Annotated in this window: 15 protein-coding genes; 6 read left to right on the forward strand and 9 right to left on the reverse strand. The window is 55.3% G+C overall.

What is annotated here, in order from left to right:
• Nucleotides 1-1042: hypothetical protein (locus VKV18_RS09480; protein WP_324203965.1), on the forward strand; the 1042-nt coding region annotated here is incomplete at its 5' end.
• Here the strand turns inward: VKV18_RS09480 and VKV18_RS09485 are convergent.
• From VKV18_RS09485 to motA, 4 genes are all read right to left on the reverse strand, one after another.
• On the reverse strand, nucleotides 1039-3021 hold the full coding sequence (locus tag VKV18_RS09485; RefSeq protein ID WP_324203966.1) for a hypothetical protein: 1983 nt from the start codon (nucleotides 3019-3021) through the stop codon (nucleotides 1039-1041). The genes VKV18_RS09480 and VKV18_RS09485 overlap by 4 nt on opposite strands.
• A gap of 95 nt (nucleotides 3022-3116) precedes the next feature.
• Nucleotides 3117-4478 (reverse strand): NAD(P)/FAD-dependent oxidoreductase, encoded by a 1362-nt coding sequence (locus VKV18_RS09490; RefSeq protein WP_324203967.1) that lies wholly within the window; start codon nucleotides 4476-4478, stop codon nucleotides 3117-3119.
• A gap of 77 nt (nucleotides 4479-4555) precedes the next feature.
• Complete coding sequence (locus VKV18_RS09495) at nucleotides 4556-5359, reverse strand: flagellar motor protein MotB (protein WP_324203968.1); 804 nt, start codon at nucleotides 5357-5359, stop codon at nucleotides 4556-4558.
• Nucleotides 5360-5380: 21 nt separating this feature from the next.
• Nucleotides 5381-6259 carry a flagellar motor stator protein MotA gene (motA, locus tag VKV18_RS09500; protein ID WP_324203969.1) on the reverse strand — a complete coding sequence of 293 codons (879 nt, stop codon included), beginning with the start codon at nucleotides 6257-6259 and terminating at the stop codon, nucleotides 5381-5383.
• A 392-nt stretch (nucleotides 6260-6651) separates the two neighbouring features.
• Between motA and VKV18_RS09505 the strand changes: the two genes are divergently transcribed.
• From VKV18_RS09505 to VKV18_RS09520, 4 genes are all read left to right on the forward strand, one after another.
• Nucleotides 6652-7974 (forward strand): UDP-glucose/GDP-mannose dehydrogenase family protein, encoded by a 1323-nt coding sequence (locus VKV18_RS09505; RefSeq protein ID WP_324203970.1) that lies wholly within the window; start codon nucleotides 6652-6654, stop codon nucleotides 7972-7974.
• Between the two features lie 22 nt (nucleotides 7975-7996).
• The gene (locus tag VKV18_RS09510) at nucleotides 7997-8938 is read left to right on the forward strand and encodes a tetratricopeptide repeat protein (protein ID WP_324203971.1); all 942 of its coding nucleotides are present in this window, start codon (nucleotides 7997-7999) and stop codon (nucleotides 8936-8938) included.
• Between the two features lie 336 nt (nucleotides 8939-9274).
• Nucleotides 9275-9610, forward strand: a complete 336-nt coding sequence (locus VKV18_RS09515) for a GIY-YIG nuclease family protein (protein WP_324203972.1) — start codon at nucleotides 9275-9277, stop codon at nucleotides 9608-9610.
• 741 nt (nucleotides 9611-10351) lie between these two features.
• Complete coding sequence (locus VKV18_RS09520; RefSeq protein ID WP_324203973.1) at nucleotides 10352-11074, forward strand: cysteine hydrolase family protein; 723 nt, start codon at nucleotides 10352-10354, stop codon at nucleotides 11072-11074.
• A gap of 35 nt (nucleotides 11075-11109) precedes the next feature.
• On the opposite strand, the gene VKV18_RS09525 is transcribed toward VKV18_RS09520, so the two are convergent.
• Both VKV18_RS09525 and VKV18_RS09530 read right to left on the reverse strand, forming a co-directional pair.
• Complete coding sequence (locus VKV18_RS09525; protein ID WP_324203974.1) at nucleotides 11110-12174, reverse strand: DUF3187 family protein; 1065 nt, start codon at nucleotides 12172-12174, stop codon at nucleotides 11110-11112.
• Between the two features lie 13 nt (nucleotides 12175-12187).
• Nucleotides 12188-13708, reverse strand: a complete 1521-nt coding sequence (locus VKV18_RS09530) for a galactokinase (protein ID WP_324203975.1) — start codon at nucleotides 13706-13708, stop codon at nucleotides 12188-12190.
• 173 nt (nucleotides 13709-13881) lie between these two features.
• Between VKV18_RS09530 and hflX the strand changes: the two genes are divergently transcribed.
• The gene (gene hflX / locus VKV18_RS09535; protein WP_324203976.1) at nucleotides 13882-15162 is read left to right on the forward strand and encodes a GTPase HflX; all 1281 of its coding nucleotides are present in this window, start codon (nucleotides 13882-13884) and stop codon (nucleotides 15160-15162) included.
• A gap of 3 nt (nucleotides 15163-15165) precedes the next feature.
• Here hflX and VKV18_RS09540 read toward each other — a convergent pair whose 3' ends face one another.
• The 3 genes from VKV18_RS09540 to VKV18_RS09550 all read right to left on the reverse strand — a co-directional run.
• Nucleotides 15166-17151, reverse strand: coding sequence for a hypothetical protein (locus VKV18_RS09540; protein ID WP_324203977.1), 1986 nt, complete (start codon nucleotides 17149-17151; stop codon nucleotides 15166-15168).
• A gap of 93 nt (nucleotides 17152-17244) precedes the next feature.
• Complete coding sequence (locus VKV18_RS09545) at nucleotides 17245-17883, reverse strand: hypothetical protein (RefSeq protein WP_324203978.1); 639 nt, start codon at nucleotides 17881-17883, stop codon at nucleotides 17245-17247.
• A 54-nt stretch (nucleotides 17884-17937) separates the two neighbouring features.
• Nucleotides 17938-18268 (reverse strand): homing endonuclease associated repeat-containing protein (locus tag VKV18_RS09550; protein ID WP_414647190.1); only part of this gene is annotated, 331 nt, incomplete at its 5' end.

Here is an 18268-nt window from a genome sequence, read left to right on the forward strand (position 1 = left end):
GCCATGGCACTACCTCATCTGGAAAGCCGGAGGCCGAGATGAGCTTGGGCACACATGGTTTCAAGAGTACATTTTGCGTCAACACCTAGGGCGCTTCCGTGGCCTCGACAAAGTGCATGATATGCCGTTGCCTACCTACATCGTCTTTTTCCTCATTGGGTTCTTCCCATGGGCCTGTTTTGCTCCTGCAGTCCTCTCCATTCAAGATTTATGGGCTTCCCACCGACGCCACGAGCGCTTCCTGGTTGTCTGGTTCTGGGCGGTATTCGTTCTCTTTTCTCTTGCTTCCGCCAAACTCCCCTCCTACATCGCCCCACTCTACCCGGCTGCAGCCATTCTCACCGGTAGGTGGCTCGATATCGGCTTCGCGCACCCAAATGCATCCTTTGCTAAAACCCTCCGGCGCGGCGCTTGGGCCGCTGTCATCACCGCCCTCCTTCTCTTAGTGGCCGCCCTTCTAGGCCCCCACTTCGTTCCTCGTAACGCTCCTATCGCGCCTCCCATTGCAACGCTTGCTCGGCAACTAACGACCCTATTAGCACTAGGAACGCTGCTCGCGCTGTTGTGCTTTCGTAAGTGGGTGTTTCGCTTAGGTGTCACCGTTCTTGCGCTTACCATGACGCTCATCATGCTTCTGGGATATACCGTGGGCTATCACGATGCCGCGCGTTACGTTCAAGACCCCTACCAACAGCTCGCCAAAGACGCCAACAACGATGCGACCCGCGGCATTCCCATCGTCTACTATCACATCATCCCCAGGCGCCCCTCTATGCTTTTCTATGCCAACTACTCGCCCTATGAGCATAAAGAGCTACCCCTCCTCCCTTGGCTTACCAAAACGGTTCCGTTAAGCATGGGTAGAGTAGACGTGATCACCTCCGCCGACACATGGCAACATCATCTCCAAAGCGAACTACAGCAACACAAAATTCCCGTGCATATTTTGAAATGGCTTGGCGGCCCACCTGGGGGATGGGTGCTGCTGCAAATGCATGTCGAAGAAAGAAAGGATCGGCAAGCGAGTCCAACCGGAGTTTAGAAATGAATACCCAGCTGCGCCTGAGCCGCATATTGTGGCTGTGCTTGCGCCCCTAAAGCGCCGTTATAAGAGATGGAGCCGGAGAGGGAGAAATCGAAGACCGAGTTGAAGTGATGCGTGAAACTTAACAGGTAGGTGCGTGCCCAGTTCGGCCCTCCGAAGAGGTTCTGGGCTTGCAAACCCGTCGTCAGACTGTCCCAGGGGGTGAGGTTGAAACCCAAACTGAAGTTGGCCGTATCGGAACGGCTCGGGTTCAGCAGATTGTGCAGTAGGCCCAACTGCGCCTGTAACATTAAGAGACCGACCCGCGTTTGCAGACCAAAATCCTCTCGTTGAACCTGTTGTAACTGTCCATTCTGCTCGGGATTGTAGTAGAGAGCGCCGGTAAGCTGCAGCTGGGCGAGAGGTGCATAGCTCAACTGAACTCCATACGTATTCACGTTGTCGGGTGCCGGGGCGCCCGAAGTGAGACGCATATCCCTCAGACGCACCGTTCCGGTGAGCTGCAATCCCTTTGTGGGTTGGGCGGACAGATCAAACAGTCCAACCAACGCCCTATTTGTGGGCGTCCCCGTATACTCCACGCCGCTAGAAAGTTGCGCGCGCAGCCCCTGCAATGGGGCATGAAGCAGGAGGGAACGATTGCGTTGTGCCCCCGTGTTCCCTAGAACATCTTCGTAAAGCGTATCTACTTTGACCGCTTGGTTTTTATCAATCGGTATGCCGGCGCTCAAACTCACCTTCTGATCATCCGCAAAGCCCGCAGGGGTTAACTGATTGGTGAAGGCGGTATCGAAATGGATACCAGGATTCAGGCTTCCCGCCACATCTATCCCTGCGCTCTGCGTGGTGGTTGCGCCGCTCGACCCCTTTAACGGGGTAGCAGAAAGGGCATCAAAATGAAGCGTGGCGTTGGTGTTCGGCGCGAGTGGATGAGATAGCGACACGCTGTTATGAAGGGTTGAGGTACCCCCTTGCGCGTTCGCCACGGTCTCTAAAGCGCTGCTTGCAGCCAATTGGCCGTTTTGCGGCAGCTTGGCACTGATAGCAGCGGAGAGCAATCGGTCTGACGTGCTCACGTTATCCGTCAGGATGTTTGCGCTCGCAGCCGCCAGCTGATCGGTTTGACGAGCTGTAAGTTGAATGGCAAGCGACTGCAGTGGCGTGAGAGTGCCCGTCAGCCCCATTATCTCTTGACCGGGGTTTAGCCCGGCAATCCCTTGTTGCGCAAAGAGAGTTCCTGCCCGATGATACGAAAGCCCAAAACTGGCACCGCGCATCGTGGCCGTGCTATCGAGCAGAAACCCGCTGCGTCGAAGCCAGTCTTGCCCATGCATATCTAAAAAGAGGCCTGTGGTGAGATCGGAGGTGGGCAGAAGATGAAAACGATCCTGAAACTGCAGAGCGCTGTAAGTTCTCGGGTCAGATGCACTCGGCGAGGCAGGACTATCGGCGGCACGTAGCAAGGAAGAGATTCTAAGAAACCCGTTATCGTTCTGCCAGAAGTTCCATTGTAGCGGCACATAGCTCGCCGAGAGCACACGTACCGCCGTCGGCGTGTTCACACTATAAGTCACTCGGGCAAGCTCCCCACTCGGCAACGGCACGCTAAAGCGGATAACCCCCGAAGACCAGTCTATCGTATAGTCACGGCCAGCCTGTAACAGGCGGCCATCTACAACCACCATTTCGGAGCCTTGCACCGCATTTCGCCAGGATAGCCGGTACGGCCCCACGGTATTCTGCCCGAGAATAAGGTCGGTCTGCAGGTCGTTTTTCGAGTCGAACTGCGAACCTGCAGGAAGAATGGCTCCCGATGCATCCATAATGCGTACCGAGAGGGGGCTTGGCGCCATGCTCGTCGTTTGGGCAAATGCCTTCTGCCCCACTATCGCCAAACAAGCCCCAACAATCAAGGCGATGGCGACGGTTCGCCTCAAGCTCTGCACGACAGGCGATATGTATGGTTGTGGAAACATTCGGCGCATGGCTCTGAACGGGGGCAATGGAGTTTCTATATTTAAATACGCTTTTTTGAGACGCTCCGTGACACTAAAAGTTACATCACCCGCCTCTAGAACCGGGAAGCGGCTGCCTCAACGGCCTCGGGGAAGCTGGGATAGGCGTGCATGGTTTGGGTAATGGCCTGAATAGGCAGACCATTGCGCATGCAGACGGCGATCTCGGCGATGGTGCTAGAGGCGTGCTCCCCGAAGATATGCCCTCCCAAAATACGCCCGCTCGCCTCTTCGACAACAAGTTTCACCAAACCCTCTGGGGTATTGCTCAGCACGGCCCGATCGAGATCGGCATAGTCAAAGCGAGCCACTTTAATCTTCAAACCGGCAGAAAGGGCCTCCTGCTCGGTCAGTCCCACACTCGCCACCTCAGGGTCAATGTAGGTACAGCGCGGGGTCACCGAATAGTCTACAGGTTCGTTCGCATGGGCAAAGGCGTTACGTACCATCACGCCCCCCGCATAGCTGGCCACATGGGTAAACAGGGGGCTTCCGGTGACATCGCCTGCGGCCCAAATGGAAGGCACGCGCGTGCGCAGATAGGCATCTACCGGCAGAGCGTTTTGCTCAATAGCAAGCCCGGCGGCCTTCAAGTTCAGCTCTTCGACGGCCGGCCATCGTCCGGCGGCCACGAGAATCTCGTCGCAGTGTATCTCTTCCGCGCCGTTTGGGGAGGAGAGATGAAGGCATTTAAACCCGTGACCTCGTTCCACACACTCCACATGAGCCGATAGAATCAGGCGTATCCCCTCCTGCTGCAACGAGGCAGCCACCCGCTCCGCAATCTCTGCATCCTCTCGAGGCAGCACCTGAGGCAGACGCTCCAGCACGGTGACTTCGGCTCCGAATCGTCTGAAGAGAAGCGCAAACTCCAGGCCGATCGGTCCTGCCCCAATGACGGCCAATCGCTTTGGCAAGCTTGTCAACCCCACGGCCTCTCTATTGGTTATAAAACCGGTCTCCTGTAAGCCCGATATCGGCGGAATGGCAGGAACCGTTCCGGTCGCGATAAGCACCTGTTCCGCGTGAACCACCTTTTTCCCTACGCGAATTTTGTGAGGCTCCTCAAAGGAAGCGTATTCTGGGAAAAAGGCCGCACCCCACTGGGAAAGCCCGGCATCTGGCGGCCCGTCCCCGCCAACTTCGCGCATCTTGCGGGCTTTATAGGCCATCGCTTCCGCAAAATCGGCTCGATCCACGGTTACATGGATGCCATAGGGTGCCGTTTGAGTAACTTGCTTCCAGACCTGTGCAGCTCGCAGCAGCGCCTTTGTGGGCACACATCCGGCCCAAAAACATTCGCCCCCGGTCTCTCGTGCCTCTGCAACCGCAACCAGTTTACCCATTCGTGCGGCCAGGCGCGCCGCTTTTAGCCCTGCCGAACCGCCCCCAATAACGACCAGATCGTACGATTCCAAGTCCTTTCCTTTCCATCCCAAAATCGGCTTTCGTTGTATTATACGTGCAAGGCGGCACGAATGGCCAACAAGCCGCCCTAAACGCCCTTAGCCGTATAGGCCACGAGAATCGAAACGCGACGGTTTACATAACTATAGGGGTGAGCCGGGTCGAGCAATTTGCGGTCGGCATAGCCCCGAACGGCCAACACCTGTCGCGGACGCAACCCGTTCTCCTCCATAGCACGACGGGCCGCATTGGCTCTATCGGTGGAAAGCTCCCAGTTCGAGTAGCCATAGGGCGTGCCATAGGGGCGTGCGTCGGTATGTCCTTCAACGATAATCGGGTTGTTGAGCTTCCTCAACTGATGGGCGATGATCCGCAATAGCTCTATGGTTCGGGGCTTCAAGCGAGCGCTGCCGGTATCGAAGAAGAGCGCAGGGGTCTTCTCCATTAACTCGATGCGTAGCCCTTCCGGCGTGAGGTGAATTTCAATGCTATCGCGCAGACCCTTTAGTTCGGGCGTGCGCATGATCTGACTTAGGATGGCCTGCTTTACTTTTTGGAAATCCACATTAACTGTTGCATTAGTCGCAAAACCTCCATCCTGTGGGATGAGCGGTGCCGGCTTGCCCTGTTTTATTTGGGGCTGATCGGCCAAAGGGCTTTTTCCGCCGTGCGCCGTTTTCATAAAGCCGGTGGGGTCACGAAAATAGGCGGCGATGGCATCCCGAATCGGCTTACTCAGTCCCACAATCCACATCACAAGGAAGAAAGCCATCATGGCGGTCACAAAGTCGGCGTAGGCCACCTTCCACGCACCGCCGTGATGGCCTCCCCCCCGCTTTTTCTTCACAATGCGAATGATAATGGGATTGGCATCGTTCTCATTCAAGGCCATGTTCCGTCTCCATTTCCGTCTTTAGGCTGCCAACCGCTGCTCTTCGCCGCCTAAATTCTTTACGTACTGCTCCATTTCGGTAAAGGAGGGGCGCAGCGACGGCTCGATGTTGCGTCGTGCAAACTCCACCGCCGTTAGGGGCGCATCGCCACGCGCAAACGACAGCAGCGCACATTTAATGCAGGCCATGTAGGCGCTTTCACCCCGCACCCGCGCCTCCAGAGCCGCAGAGAGAGGCGCGAAGATGCCGTAGGCCAAAAGGATTCCCATGAACGTACCCACTAGAGCGGCCGCCACTTTATGCCCTATCTCCTCCGGCGGCCCTCCTATCGCCGCCATCGTGACAACAACTCCAAGCACCGCCGCCACAATTCCAAATCCGGGCATCGCATCGCCTAGTTTGGCCAAAATATGTGCCGGCTGAACCAGCTCCTCATGGGCGGTTTCCAGATCGATATCCATCATTTCTGCCAAATCATGACTGGCCACCGTTCCCGTTACGATCACCTTCATCGTGTCGGCCAAAAACAGAAGCGCATGGTGATTCGCCATAAAATTGGGGTACTGGGCGAAGAACTCGCTCTCCTCTGGATGCTCCACGTGTTTATCCAACGCTACCAACCCCTCCTTGCGGGCCATCATAAAGAGGTCGTAGAGCATCTTGAGCAGCTCCATATAGCGCTCTCGGGTGAAAGGGCTGGGCTTGAGCAAGGAGAGCACGCTTCGCAAGATGGTCATTACCATGGAAAAAGGGTTTGCGATGAGTAGGCTGCTTAAGGCGGCTCCCCCAATAATCACCAGCTCGTTCGGCTGGATCAAAGCCCCTATCTTTCCTCCATCCATCATAAACCCAACAAGAATGCTTGCAAAAAGCAAGCCGATCCCCACTAGAACGAACATCGCATCTCCTTCATCAACAAGGTAGTCTCCGTCCGGTTACCCCTGTGCAACCTACAGAGCACAAGCGCTCTGATTTTTGGACGAAGCGCGGCCTTTCGTGAGAATAAAGCCGAGCGAGTCGCAGAAAACAGGTATTTTTACCGAGGGTCGCACCTTCGCCATGCCCAAACACGTCATTACGGGCGAGCACCGGCAAGCTTAAGCGCCTACACTTTACGAAATGCCGTGCTTGCTATGCCAACAGGTAAAATGTAAATGAGGAGCGGTTCTTATTATCTAAGCTTTCGCGGAAACCCATCCGATAATGCAGAAGAAACAGGCACCCTCCTCTGAATGCTTTCGCCACTGCTAGGAGAAACGAAACTAATCATCAGGGAGGAAAGGAACCTTTTATGAACATCTGCGTTGTAGGCACCGGCTATGTGGGGCTGGTAACCGGCTCCGTTTTCAGCGATCTTGGCAACGAGGTGATCTGCGTAGATAACAATGCGGAAAAGATCGCCATGCTCGAGCGCGGCGAGATGCCCATCTATGAGCCTGGCCTTGAAGAGATGGTGAAACGAAACCGCGAAGACCACCGGCTTTTCTTCACCACCGATCTCACCTACGCCGTCGAGCGATCAGACGTCGTTTTCATCTGTGTGGGAACGCCTCCAACGGAAACCGGCGACCCCGACATGCGCGCCATTCAGGAGGTTGCCCGCGGCATCGCCCGCGCTCTCAATCGCTACAAAGTCATCGTGAATAAATCCACGGTGCCTGTAGGAACCGGCGACATGGTGCGCGAAATCATCGAAACCAATCGGGTTCGCAACGTGGATTTCGATGTGGTGTCCAACCCCGAGTTCCTACGCGAAGGCAGCGCCATAAAAGATACTCTTGAACCCGACCGCATTGTCATCGGCGCTCCAAACCAAGTGGTCGCCATGAAGATATTGGAACTCTATGCGCCGCTCGAGCGCCCCATGATCATCACCGATGTCGCCAGCGCCGAGATGATCAAATACGCCTCCAACGCCTTCCTCGCCACGAAGATCAGTTTCGCCAACACCATCGCCAATATCTGCGACGAAGTGGGTGCCGACGTAGCCCAAGTGGTGAAAGGCATGGGCCTGGATAGCCGCATCGGGCCGGCCTTCCTCAATCCGGGGCTTGGCTATGGAGGCTCTTGCTTTCCAAAAGACACCGCAGCCCTCGTGCGCACCGCCGAAAAGGTGGGCGTTGACTTTAAAATCCTTCGCGCCGTTATGGATGTTAACGCCGAGCAACCCATTCGCTTTCTTGATAGACTACGAGCCGCTCTCGATGGCAGCTTCGATGGCAAAACCGTTGGCATTTTAGGGCTGGCTTTTAAGCCCAATACCGATGATATGCGCGATGCGAAAAGCGTGGAGATCATCGCCCACCTGCTCGCCGAAAAGGCCGAGGTGAAAGCCTACGATCCTATCGCCATGGATAACGCAAAGCGCATCTTCCCGCAGATATGTTATGGAAAGAACCCCTATGATGTGGCACAAGAGGCAGATGCGCTTATGATCGTCACCGAATGGAACGAGTTTAAGCTGCTTGATATGGAGCGAATCAAAAACTCTATGCGGCGCCCTATCCTTTTCGACGGTCGCAACATCTACGACCCCATCCGCATGAGGCGTCTCGGTTTTGAGTATCAGTGTGTTGGACGTACCCGCGCCACCATCCCCAACCACCGCCACTAAGTTCTGCAAGGAGTGAAAAGTTATGTCGCTGTTACGAAAAGTGCTCGGCCTTGGCCGCAACGAACACTACGACGAGGGCCTTCGCCTCTTCGACGAGGCGCGCTATGAAAAAGCGCTTGAAGCGTTCGAGCGAGCACGCGCCGATCTTCACAAACGCCCCTCAGCGCTCTTAAGTCGCCTCACAAACTTTTACATCGCGGAGACCCATACCCATTTAGGTCAAGAGCGAATGCGACAAGGCCAGTGGGCGACCGCTGCCCACCACTTTTCCCAGGCGCTTGCCATTCACCCCAACTACGCCGACCTTCATTTTCAATTGGCCCAAGCGCACCGCGCCATGGGCAACAAACATGAGGCACTCGAAGCACTTCAGAAAGCCCTCGCCGTCAACCCCCGTTATGCCCGTGCCCATCTGCTCGTAGGGCTTATTCGCTATGAACAGGGGTTTCACCAAGAGGGCCTCGAGGCCATTCGCCAGGCGACCCTCCTAGAGCCGGCGTTTCATTCTGAGGCCTATCGCAACGGGATCGCCTGCCATGAACAGGGAGATACGCTCTCAGCCCTCCAATGGTTTGAGCAGGTTCATCACACCCAAATTGATGACATCCTCTTTCACTTCCATCTTGGGGACGACCTCTACCGCAAGGCGCTCTACCAAGAAGCCATTGCAGAATACCAAAAAGCCCTCACCCTCAACCCCGACTACGCCGATATTCGTCATCACCTTGGCATGGCCTACAAGGCCTTGGGTCTCTATCAAGCGGCGTTGGCCGAATTTCGCTATGCCCTCCGTCTCAACCCCCGCTTCGTAGATGCACACATCAATCTCGGTCTCACCCTCCGCGAAGTGGGTCAAAACCAGGAGGCATTCACGCATTTCCGTCAAGCACTCGATCTCGAGCCGGACAATCCCATCGCAGCCGAGAATCTCCAGGAACTAGAAATTGCCCTAAAAGCGGCCTAGAACGTTTGAACCGAATCGTAATTTGTAGGGGCAGGCCTTGTGCCTGCCCACTTTGATCAAAATTTGTGCAAGAATGTACCCACAAGGCAGAATTTTCAGCTTTTTCTATTGATGAGACAACATAACAACGGAATGTCATTTCGAGGAAGCGCCAGCGACCGAGAAATCCTGGAATAACGGAATGTCATTTCGAGGGAGCGCTAGCGACCGAGAAATCCTGGAATAACGGAATGTCATTTCGAGGGAGCGCTAGCGACCGAGAAATCTTAGAATGAGAACAGCGGTGCAACACAACTACGGAGCATTATTTCGACGCACGGAGTGACGAGAAATCTTATGCGAAACTACAACTTCTATGTCTACATACTCACCACCTGGAACAACAAAGTGATGTATATCGGCATGACGAACAACCTTGAGCGCAGGATATATGAACACAAGAACAAAATGGTGGATGGTTTTACCAAAAAATATAACGTAACCAAATTAGTTTACTTTGAGTACGCAACAGATGTGAATGCGGCAATTACCAGGGAAAAGGAAATTAAAAAATGGCGCAGGGAGAAGAAGGCGAAATTGGTTACAAGCATGAACCCTGAATGGAAAGATTTGAGTTTGGAATGGGAGAAAGATTTCTCGCCGCCTGCAGCGGCTCGAAATGACATTGAATGATGCATGCTCGAAATGATAGGGCTATGCTCGAAATGACAGTGCCTCGCCGAAATAACAGCTCTTTGCTTGAAATGATGAGCAGAGTGCCACGGCGGAGCAACACAGCAATGGAACGTCATTGCGACGCATAAATGTCATTTCGAGGAAGCGCTAGCGACCGAGAAATCCTGGAATAACGGAATGTCATTTCGAGGGAGCGCCAGCGACCGAGAAATCCTAAAATGAGGTCAAAGATTTCTCGCCGCCTGCAGCGGCTCGAAATGACAGGGGGTGGTCGAAATGATAACGCCTTGCTTAAAATGATAAGATGGAGGCAAAGACGGGAAAACATAACAACGGACTGTCATTTCGAGAGAGCGCTAGCGACCGAGAAATCCTGGAATAACGGACTGTCATTTCGAGGGAGCGCTAGCGACCGAGAAATCCTGGAATGAGGTCAAAGATTTCTCGCCGCTTGCAGCGGCTCGAAATGACAGTGAATAATGGATGCTCGAAATGATAGGGTGATGCTTGAAACGATAGAGCGCCTTGCTTGCAATGATAGATGATGAGGAAATGCAAACAAGAAGTAACCACTCCTTCCCGTTCTGCCCCTGCGAAAAATCTCTCGCCCTTACAACCGTCCCAACGAACCACCCTCACCCGCAGAGGAATGCCCCTTAAACCGCAAGCATGAAATGTTCCTTTGCCCGGACATAGGGTAAAATCTACACCAGCCTACAGATTGGGAGGTATCGCAAGATGGACCTGGATGTCCGCTTGGCAGAGACCGTACAGGAGTATGCCGACTATCTTGAAACATGGCGCACCCAACTGGCCATCGTTCCCTTTGAGCAGATCGTGCAAGAAGCCAAAGGCCCCGAACATGTCGGCATTTTCTGTGTGGACGTCATCAACGGCTTTTGCTATGAAGGCCCCCTTCATAGCGACCGCATCGCCTCCATCGTACCCCCCATCGTCGCTCTCTTTCAAAAGGCCTATGCGATGGGCGTGCGCAACTATGTGCTCACCCACGATGCCCACGATCCGGCCGCCGTGGAGTTCAACGACTACCCCCCACATTGTATTCGCGGCACAAGCGAATCGGACATCGTACCGGAACTTATGAAGCTGCCCTGCGCACCCCACTACCGTCTTCTTCCCAAAAACTCCATCAGCTCCTCCATTGGAACCGGCCTGGACGACTGGCTCGATACCCATCCCCAAGTAACGCACCGCATCGTTGTGGGCGACTGCACCGACCTTTGCACCTATCAGCTCGCCATGCACCTAAAACTTCGCGCCAATGCGGCCAATCGCCTTGAGCCCGTTATTCTGCCGGCCAACTGCGTCCAAACCTACGATATTCCGGTGGAGGTGGCCAAGAAAGAGAATATTCCCGCTCACCCCGGCGACCTTCTCCATCTTGTCTTTCTCTACAACATGGCCTCTAACGGCATTCAGGTCGTCTCCGAAATCGCTTAGGAGACGCCCGAAACCGGTCTCACTGCCAAGCCCCTTTACGGCACCCAACGCACCCCAAACGAAAAGGAGATGTCAGGGCCGATGTTGCTGAACCAAGGCAGAGTGTAGTTATGGATGTCACCGTTTTCGGAATACGATGCATAGAACTCCGTGTGCCGATCCATAATGCGTCGGTAACCAAACGTGGCCGTGACATTGGCCTGATCCACAAAGGTGTTGCCGGTTCGCATAACTGGACCTGCGGCATCTATCTGTAAGATGTAGCTATCCCTGTTGTTCGCGCGATACTCAACGGCAATTGCTCCCTGGCCCACCCCACCCAGCGGATGGGGAAGATGTCGAGGATGCCCCAAACGAACACCGCCGATGTTGATATAGACAATGGCGTTCCGCCCCCAAATATAGCGGGCGTCCAAAGAGAGACCTACATCCACGTTGCCGCTCCCTAAAAGCAGGGCCGTGTTGCCTGTAGGCAACTTAAGCCCGAAACGCAAAGCGAGTGTGCCCCGCGATGTTACGGGCAAAAGGCTCCGCTTGACAATGAAGGTGGTTTCTCCTATCCCAAAAGCATTTCCCTGATTTAACAGCACATGGCCTTGAGCATCTATGATCTGCCAAATGCTTCGGTACATAGGCCAGTGGTCGCGCCCCAACGGGTCATCTTCAGCGTTGGCCGGCAACCCAAAGAGACGATGGTAGGCGCGGATGATCCCGTCCAAAATGCCTCCATTGCGCCATTCAACAGGCACGTAAACGGATAGTTCGGTGTTATGCAAATAGCCTTTATGCCAGGAGAACATGAGCCGCTGATACTCGTTGTCCTCCACCACGGTGGCACCCAAGCTGGGGCTAGGGATCAGCAGGTTGTTGATGAGATCGAGCTGTACCCCAACCCTTACCGCCCCATTGGGCAGCGGCACGGCGTTGTCGGGTAAAAACTGGAGGAAAAGCAGGTTCGCAGGACGCGGGTCGCGTAAAGGGATCGGCCCCTGAGGCAAACCGTAGTCGGGATTCTTAGGTGCGGTCTGTGCGCCCCCTCGGAGCCCGAGAACGGACAGTAAAAGCAAGAGGCCGGTAGAGAGAAAGCCTGTTTTTCGCAAAGGCCTTCCTCCTCTACCCGCGCATGATCTGCCGTGCCCCAAACATCACGGCCCCATGAGAGCTTCCCACAATAGGACGGGGCACGATCCCCGTCCTGCGGTGGTACTCCTCACAGACCTCTTGGAGCGCTTTGTCGGCCTCTGGGCTCTCCCTACAGAGCACCACTACGGCTCCGCCCGATCCTCCTCCGCTCACCCTCGCGCCGTAAAGCCCACGCTCCGGCCCTCTCTCACGTACCAACTCCACCAGCAAGTCCGTCTCCGGGGAACCGAGATCGAGCCGTGTGCTGTAGGACTCGTGCGTAGCATACATCAGTTTCCCTGCCTCTTCCATGAGATAGGTATCCACTTGCGGAGAAGGCTCTTCTTCTAACTTTCCCTTCCTCTTCTCCCATTCTCGGCGCTCCTCATACCGCAATGAAGCAAGATGCATAATCGCAATAAAAGCGTGAACCCGCTCGTTATCCAAAATCGGATGCTCCGCACAGGCTCGCGGATGATAGGTCTGCTCGGGATCTACCCGCGTCACGCGATCGGGCAGCATGCCGTAAAGCCTTTGGAACTCCGCCCCGGTCAGCGTCTCAGGGATCATCTCCCGATACTGAGCAAATTCCGCCGAAGACATCCGCGCCAGATAGTTCTCCAAAAGCTTGCCCCCGCTCTCCAATTGAATGATCTTCAGTCCCATGAAGGCCCCCACGCGGGCGCGCACATAGTGATCGCCACCAACCGAGTGCTTCACTCGCGAATCGATCCCCACAAACCGCCACCCCGGAGGTATGCGCTGATTGCCCAGCAGATCGTGCGGCTGGCAGCGCAGCACAAGCAGGGCGTTCTCCCGTCCAAGCGCCGCCGTTACCTGGTCCATAATGCCACAGGGCGCTCCCACGATAAGGTTCTCAACCCGCTGACACCAGGCCGCCAGTGTAAGATCGCTCGGATGGATACCGGTCGCCTCACTGAGGGCGTGCATGGTGGCCACCTCGATGGCTGCTGAAGAGGAGACTCCGGCCCCAGGGGGGACATCGCTGCGAAGCAGAATGTTAGCGCCCTGTAGCCCTAGACGCTCATCTACCACGCCTTCGGTAAACTTACTGTAAGCAGCCAACATAACGTAGAAACAGCCGGCAATGTAGGCTGCCCACTTTGTCTCTGGATCGGAGGTGAGAGCCGCATGAACCTCCTCCACCGGCCGTGGTCGCCCCTGTGCATCTACCAAGAGGTCTAAGGAGAGCGTTACTTCGGGCTTTAAACCCTCCTGCTCTATTCCCAAGCTGCGAATGCGTAAAAACCTATCCGATCGCCACTGCCAAGCGGCATAGGCCGCGTGAGCTATCGGCATCTCTAAAACGGTGCCGCCTGAGTAATCCCCCACCCCACCCATGACATCAAGCCGACCGGGAGCACGAGCGCCGGCAATTGGGCCTACGCCATCAAAAAAATCGGCCTCTTCTTCACGAACGAGACGCTCGAACTCCGCCCATTTTGTCTCCGCATCGGCAGGCGGGGTAAAAGAGTAAGGTGATATGTCCATCCTATCGGTTCCCATCCGTTCTCCTTATTATCTTATAGTTTAATCTCTTTGGTGCACCCACGTCAAACGAACCCAGAAATCTAACCCCATTTTTAAGTTTTGCCCTCATTCAACCGATATAGCAACGAATCGCTTGACTTACAGCACAAGGTTATAGGACAATAATACAGCCCATGTCCACAAGAACACTGATCGCCTCTAATGAACTGGAGCGTGCGGTGCTCGTCTCCGTCGAACCAGACGAAGCCCTGCGCCCCTATGCCTTGGCAGAACTGGCCGCACTGGCGCGCACGGCCGGCGCTGAAGTCGTTGGTGAGTTCTACCAACGGCGCCTCCGCCCCGATGCGGCCTTCTTCATCGGCCCCGGCAAGGTGGAGGAGCTGCTCGCCGGTATACACGCCAGCCAGGCCAACCTTGTGATCGTAGACAGCGAGCTTTCTCCTGTGCAGGCCCGCAACCTTGAGGAGGCCCTGCGCTGCCGTGTTATTGACCGCACCCAGCTCATTCTCGACATCTTTGCCCAACGGGCGCGCAGCCGAGAGGGAAAACTGCAGGTGGAGCTGGCACAACTTACCTACCTATTACCGCGTCTGTCAGACCTCTACACGCGTTTCGAGCGTCAGCAGGGTGGCATTGGGGTACGTGGAGGCCCTGGAGAAACGAAGCTTGAGACTGACAGGCGCCGCGTGCGTGACACTATTCGCGATCTGCAAGCGCGCCTCGCCGAGATTCGTAAAAACCGCCAGAACCAGCGCGCCCATCGCCGCCGCCTGCCTTTTCCCACCGCAGCGCTGGTGGGCTACACCAGTGCCGGAAAATCTACATTGCTGAATGTGCTCTCCGGCAGCGATGTTTATGCCGACCCCATGCTGTTTGCCACGCTCGACCCCACTACCCGGCGCATGGAGCTGCCCGACGGCTGGGGCGTTCTGCTTACCGACACCGTGGGCTTTATTCGCAACTTGCCCGCACATCTCATCGCAGCCTTCCGCGCGACGCTTGAGGAGGTTGCAGAGGCCGACTTTCTTATCCATGTTGTAGATGCAAGTCATCCGCATCGGGACATACAGATACAGGCCGTGCTGCAGACGCTCGAAGAGCTTGAGTTTCATGAAAAGCCCCTCCTCACGGTCTTTAACAAGGCCGATCTGGTAAGCGATCAGTTCGCATTGCGCGAACTGGTATCGCATATCCCTAACGCGGTGTATATCTCCGCTCAAAAACGAGAGGGCTTGGAACATCTTGTAGCCCTCATTACCAAAACCATTGAAAGCCTCCTGGTGCCGGTGCACGCGAAACTGCCTTTTGAAAAAGGCAACCTCCTCTCCGAATGCTACTCCTTTGGCCGCGTCACCTCGGTAGAGTATGGCACCGATGGCATCTACCTAGACGCCTGCGTCACCAAAGAGATGCAGGGCCGTCTACAGCCCTATCTCCTTCCTCACTCGCCTTAAGCTTCAATGCTCCTGTAGAATCAGCAGGCGCGGATAGTCCTCCGTGGGCAGGGACACCGTAAGGCTATTCGCGCTACGCTCTAGCACGTGCACGGGAACGTCGTGATCGGTGAAGGGATCGTATATAGAAACTTGTGCTTGCTTTCCTTTCACACTTCCGATCTTTACGACAAATGTCTCCTGTTTGAAGGGAGCTAAGATGTCATAAGTCATGACATAGTAGGGGATCACAAAGCGATGCCGATTCACCTGGTAAGGCAAGAAAGCGAACAGATCGTGATAGGTTAGATCCGGGTGTGCCGGGCTGCCATCCCCGGCAAACACCTTCTGCCCCTCCCCGCCCTTCCATGAGAGCACGGCAAGGGAACGGGTTTCCCTAAGCGCAGGGTCTAAACCCTCCTGCATTTTCATGACGATGCGATGAACCACCTGTAAGCTAGGTGACACATAGGCGCTGTCATCGGTAGGATAGACGTCATGGGAATTGGCATAGGCAAGAAAATTGTCTTGTAAAATACCTAACCCTAAATCGCCCCCTAGGGCAGCGAAGAAATAGATTCGCTGTATGCCCTTATTCAGAAGAAAACAGAGGTATCTAGCCGTCGTTTTAGCCTTCAGCATCAAAGCCTGACGACGGTCGGTTATTCCTTGCTCATTCGGGCCTATATTGACCTCGGTGATCCAAGTATAACAGGGCACGACGTGGCCGTTTATCACGCGAGCGTAGCGTCCGTGCGCCGTTTTGCCGATATAGTTTGTTATAGGCCCCATATCGCGTTCAAGGCATTCGGTCTGCAGCGCCGTGGCATAGTATTCCGGGAACAGCTCGGAAAAGTGAGGTTTAAAAGCGCCGGTAGGCTCTTGTTGGCCCAGAGCATTCACAAGCACACCATGCTGCTCATCTTGAGGATAGGTTGATCGCCCATGGTAGGGATGTTTGGAAAGCGCAATCACTCGGGCCGGCTCCTCCGATGAGGCCGGCCAGGGGATGGTGTTGGAAAATCCATCGCATAAGGCGACGCCCTGAAACGCATCCGGATGCTGCTCGGCGTAGTCCGCCGTTGCTCTTACCACATCTCCCCAAACCGCATCTTCGTTATAATGGTACAGGGGTGGATTGTAATACTGATTAATGTAGAGAAAGTTCGAGCCAAAGCTTAACTCGTTCCATATCTCCATATCGAAGCCGAGGTCTTTGGAGCCGACCGTGCCGAGTGTCTGGGCAACAAAGCGCGCCACCGTTCCTACATAGCGCTGCCATCCCTCTAACGTCCTTTTATCATCGTCGTTGCCCGGAACCGAAAACGGTCGGTACTTCAGAGTCGCCATATGGACTTGAGTACCGGCTGCCCCGAGGTCTTTTGGCAGCGGTTTGGAGAGCACCAGCGTATGGCCATGAATATCGGTCACTAAGGCCTCCGCCGCCCAATAACCGGTGAGATTGCTCACGCCGCTATAGCCCGGCTTTATCCCGTCCACATCGGTCACCAGGATCTCTCGATCTCCCTTATGAGCCGGTGCTGCAAGCACCTTGTCGAAGAAACTTACCGGGCAAGGAGCTCCGCTGTTGCCGTTGAGAAGTATAAGAGGACGGATGCCGTACCGCTTGCATGCAAGCAGAATCTTACGATAGCCGTCGGCAACTGCCGGGGGTATCTGCTCGGTGTCGTAGTCGAGGCTTGACCATCCGATCTCGATTCGCATATGGCGAAAGCCATATTTGGCCAGCATCTCCGCGATCAGATCGGGGTTTTTTACCGAGCCACCGAGATTGATCCCGATCCCTTTCACGAAATCCGCAGCCGGCACCGTCTCCAGATAGGCTCGCCAGGGCTGTAACCAGTAAGAGTGAGCGCCAAAAGGAAGATCGGTAAAGTAGGTTTGGGAGATGTAGGGGTCGCCCTTTGGAGGGTCTGCTTTCAAGCTTACGGGGAAACAGCAGATTGCGATAAACAGCATCAGCCGCCAGATCAAACCGAGGAACCGCATGAATCGTCGCCTCCCAGAGTAGAAATAAAAAAACGCACCCTAGCATCTTCTAGGATGCGCCTAAAAGGTTACCAAAAGTTTCCTCGAAGGGTTTTAGGCCTCTCCTGCAGACTTGAGGTAGGTTCGCAGCCTTTCCAACTCAAATGCCACCATGGCAGCAGGGACATCTGCAGCGCTCGCAATGCGATCGATGATGCGGGCTAGGCTCCGCTCGGTCACCTCATCTGGCTCTTCGGGATAGAGCTTATCCATCGCCTCGGCCAGCACATAGAGTGCATCACTCAAATAGCGTGCTTTTCCTTGAGGAAGCGCGCGCAACGGGGTCTGCACATAGAGACGGGCGATATACTCGTACACCCCATCCCATCCCTCGCTTACCGCCTGCTGCGCGATATGCCGTTGGGTAGTCGCCTGTTGCATAGCGGCTATACGGGCATCACGCTCCTTCGTGGCCTCCCAATCTGCTAGGGTGGTACCCTCGATAATACGAATGTTCAGCGGCTGATTGAAGAGAGCGCGCACCACTTCCAGCGTCGGCTGCAGGTGACCGGGCTGTTGAATATGGTTTGCAAGGTTATATTTCGTCTCCTCCATACCGAGAACGAGCGTGTCGTTCTCGATAGTGATGGGACGTGCGTTCTCCAGGGCCTCCCAGTAGGAGCGGTTGTTAATGCGGTCTTTCAGCCGCTCCACACAGTTCGCCCACAGGGTTGTAAGGGCTGCAGATGTCATTCCGATATCCGTCGTTGTGCCTCCTCCAAGAGAATGGTTGCCTCGCTCCGTAGTTTAGTTGCGTTTCGTAGGCGGATTCTCATCGGAGTCGGTCTCTGTGGCTCTTCGGCGCTTGAAGGGCGCGCGCAGCACGATCTGCTTGTAGTCGAGCCCGGCAGCGGTGAGCGCCCTATCCCAACTCTCGAAGCGTCGTCGAGCGGCGGTGATGAGCGTGATGTCGTGCGCCTCAACGCTTTTTGCATTCAGAGGCACCCCTTTGGCGTGCAGTTCGCGAAGGCGCCGCAGAATCCGCTCCTCATCCCACTCCTGATAGCGTCGGATCATGCTGTAGTCAAGCCCCGCGGCCTCGATGGCGCTGCGCCAAGAGCCGAAATGCTTTGGCTTG

Origin of the sequence: Chthonomonas sp. (assembly GCF_035294505.1) — a bacterium.
GTDB lineage: Bacteria > Armatimonadota > Chthonomonadetes > Chthonomonadales > Chthonomonadaceae > Chthonomonas.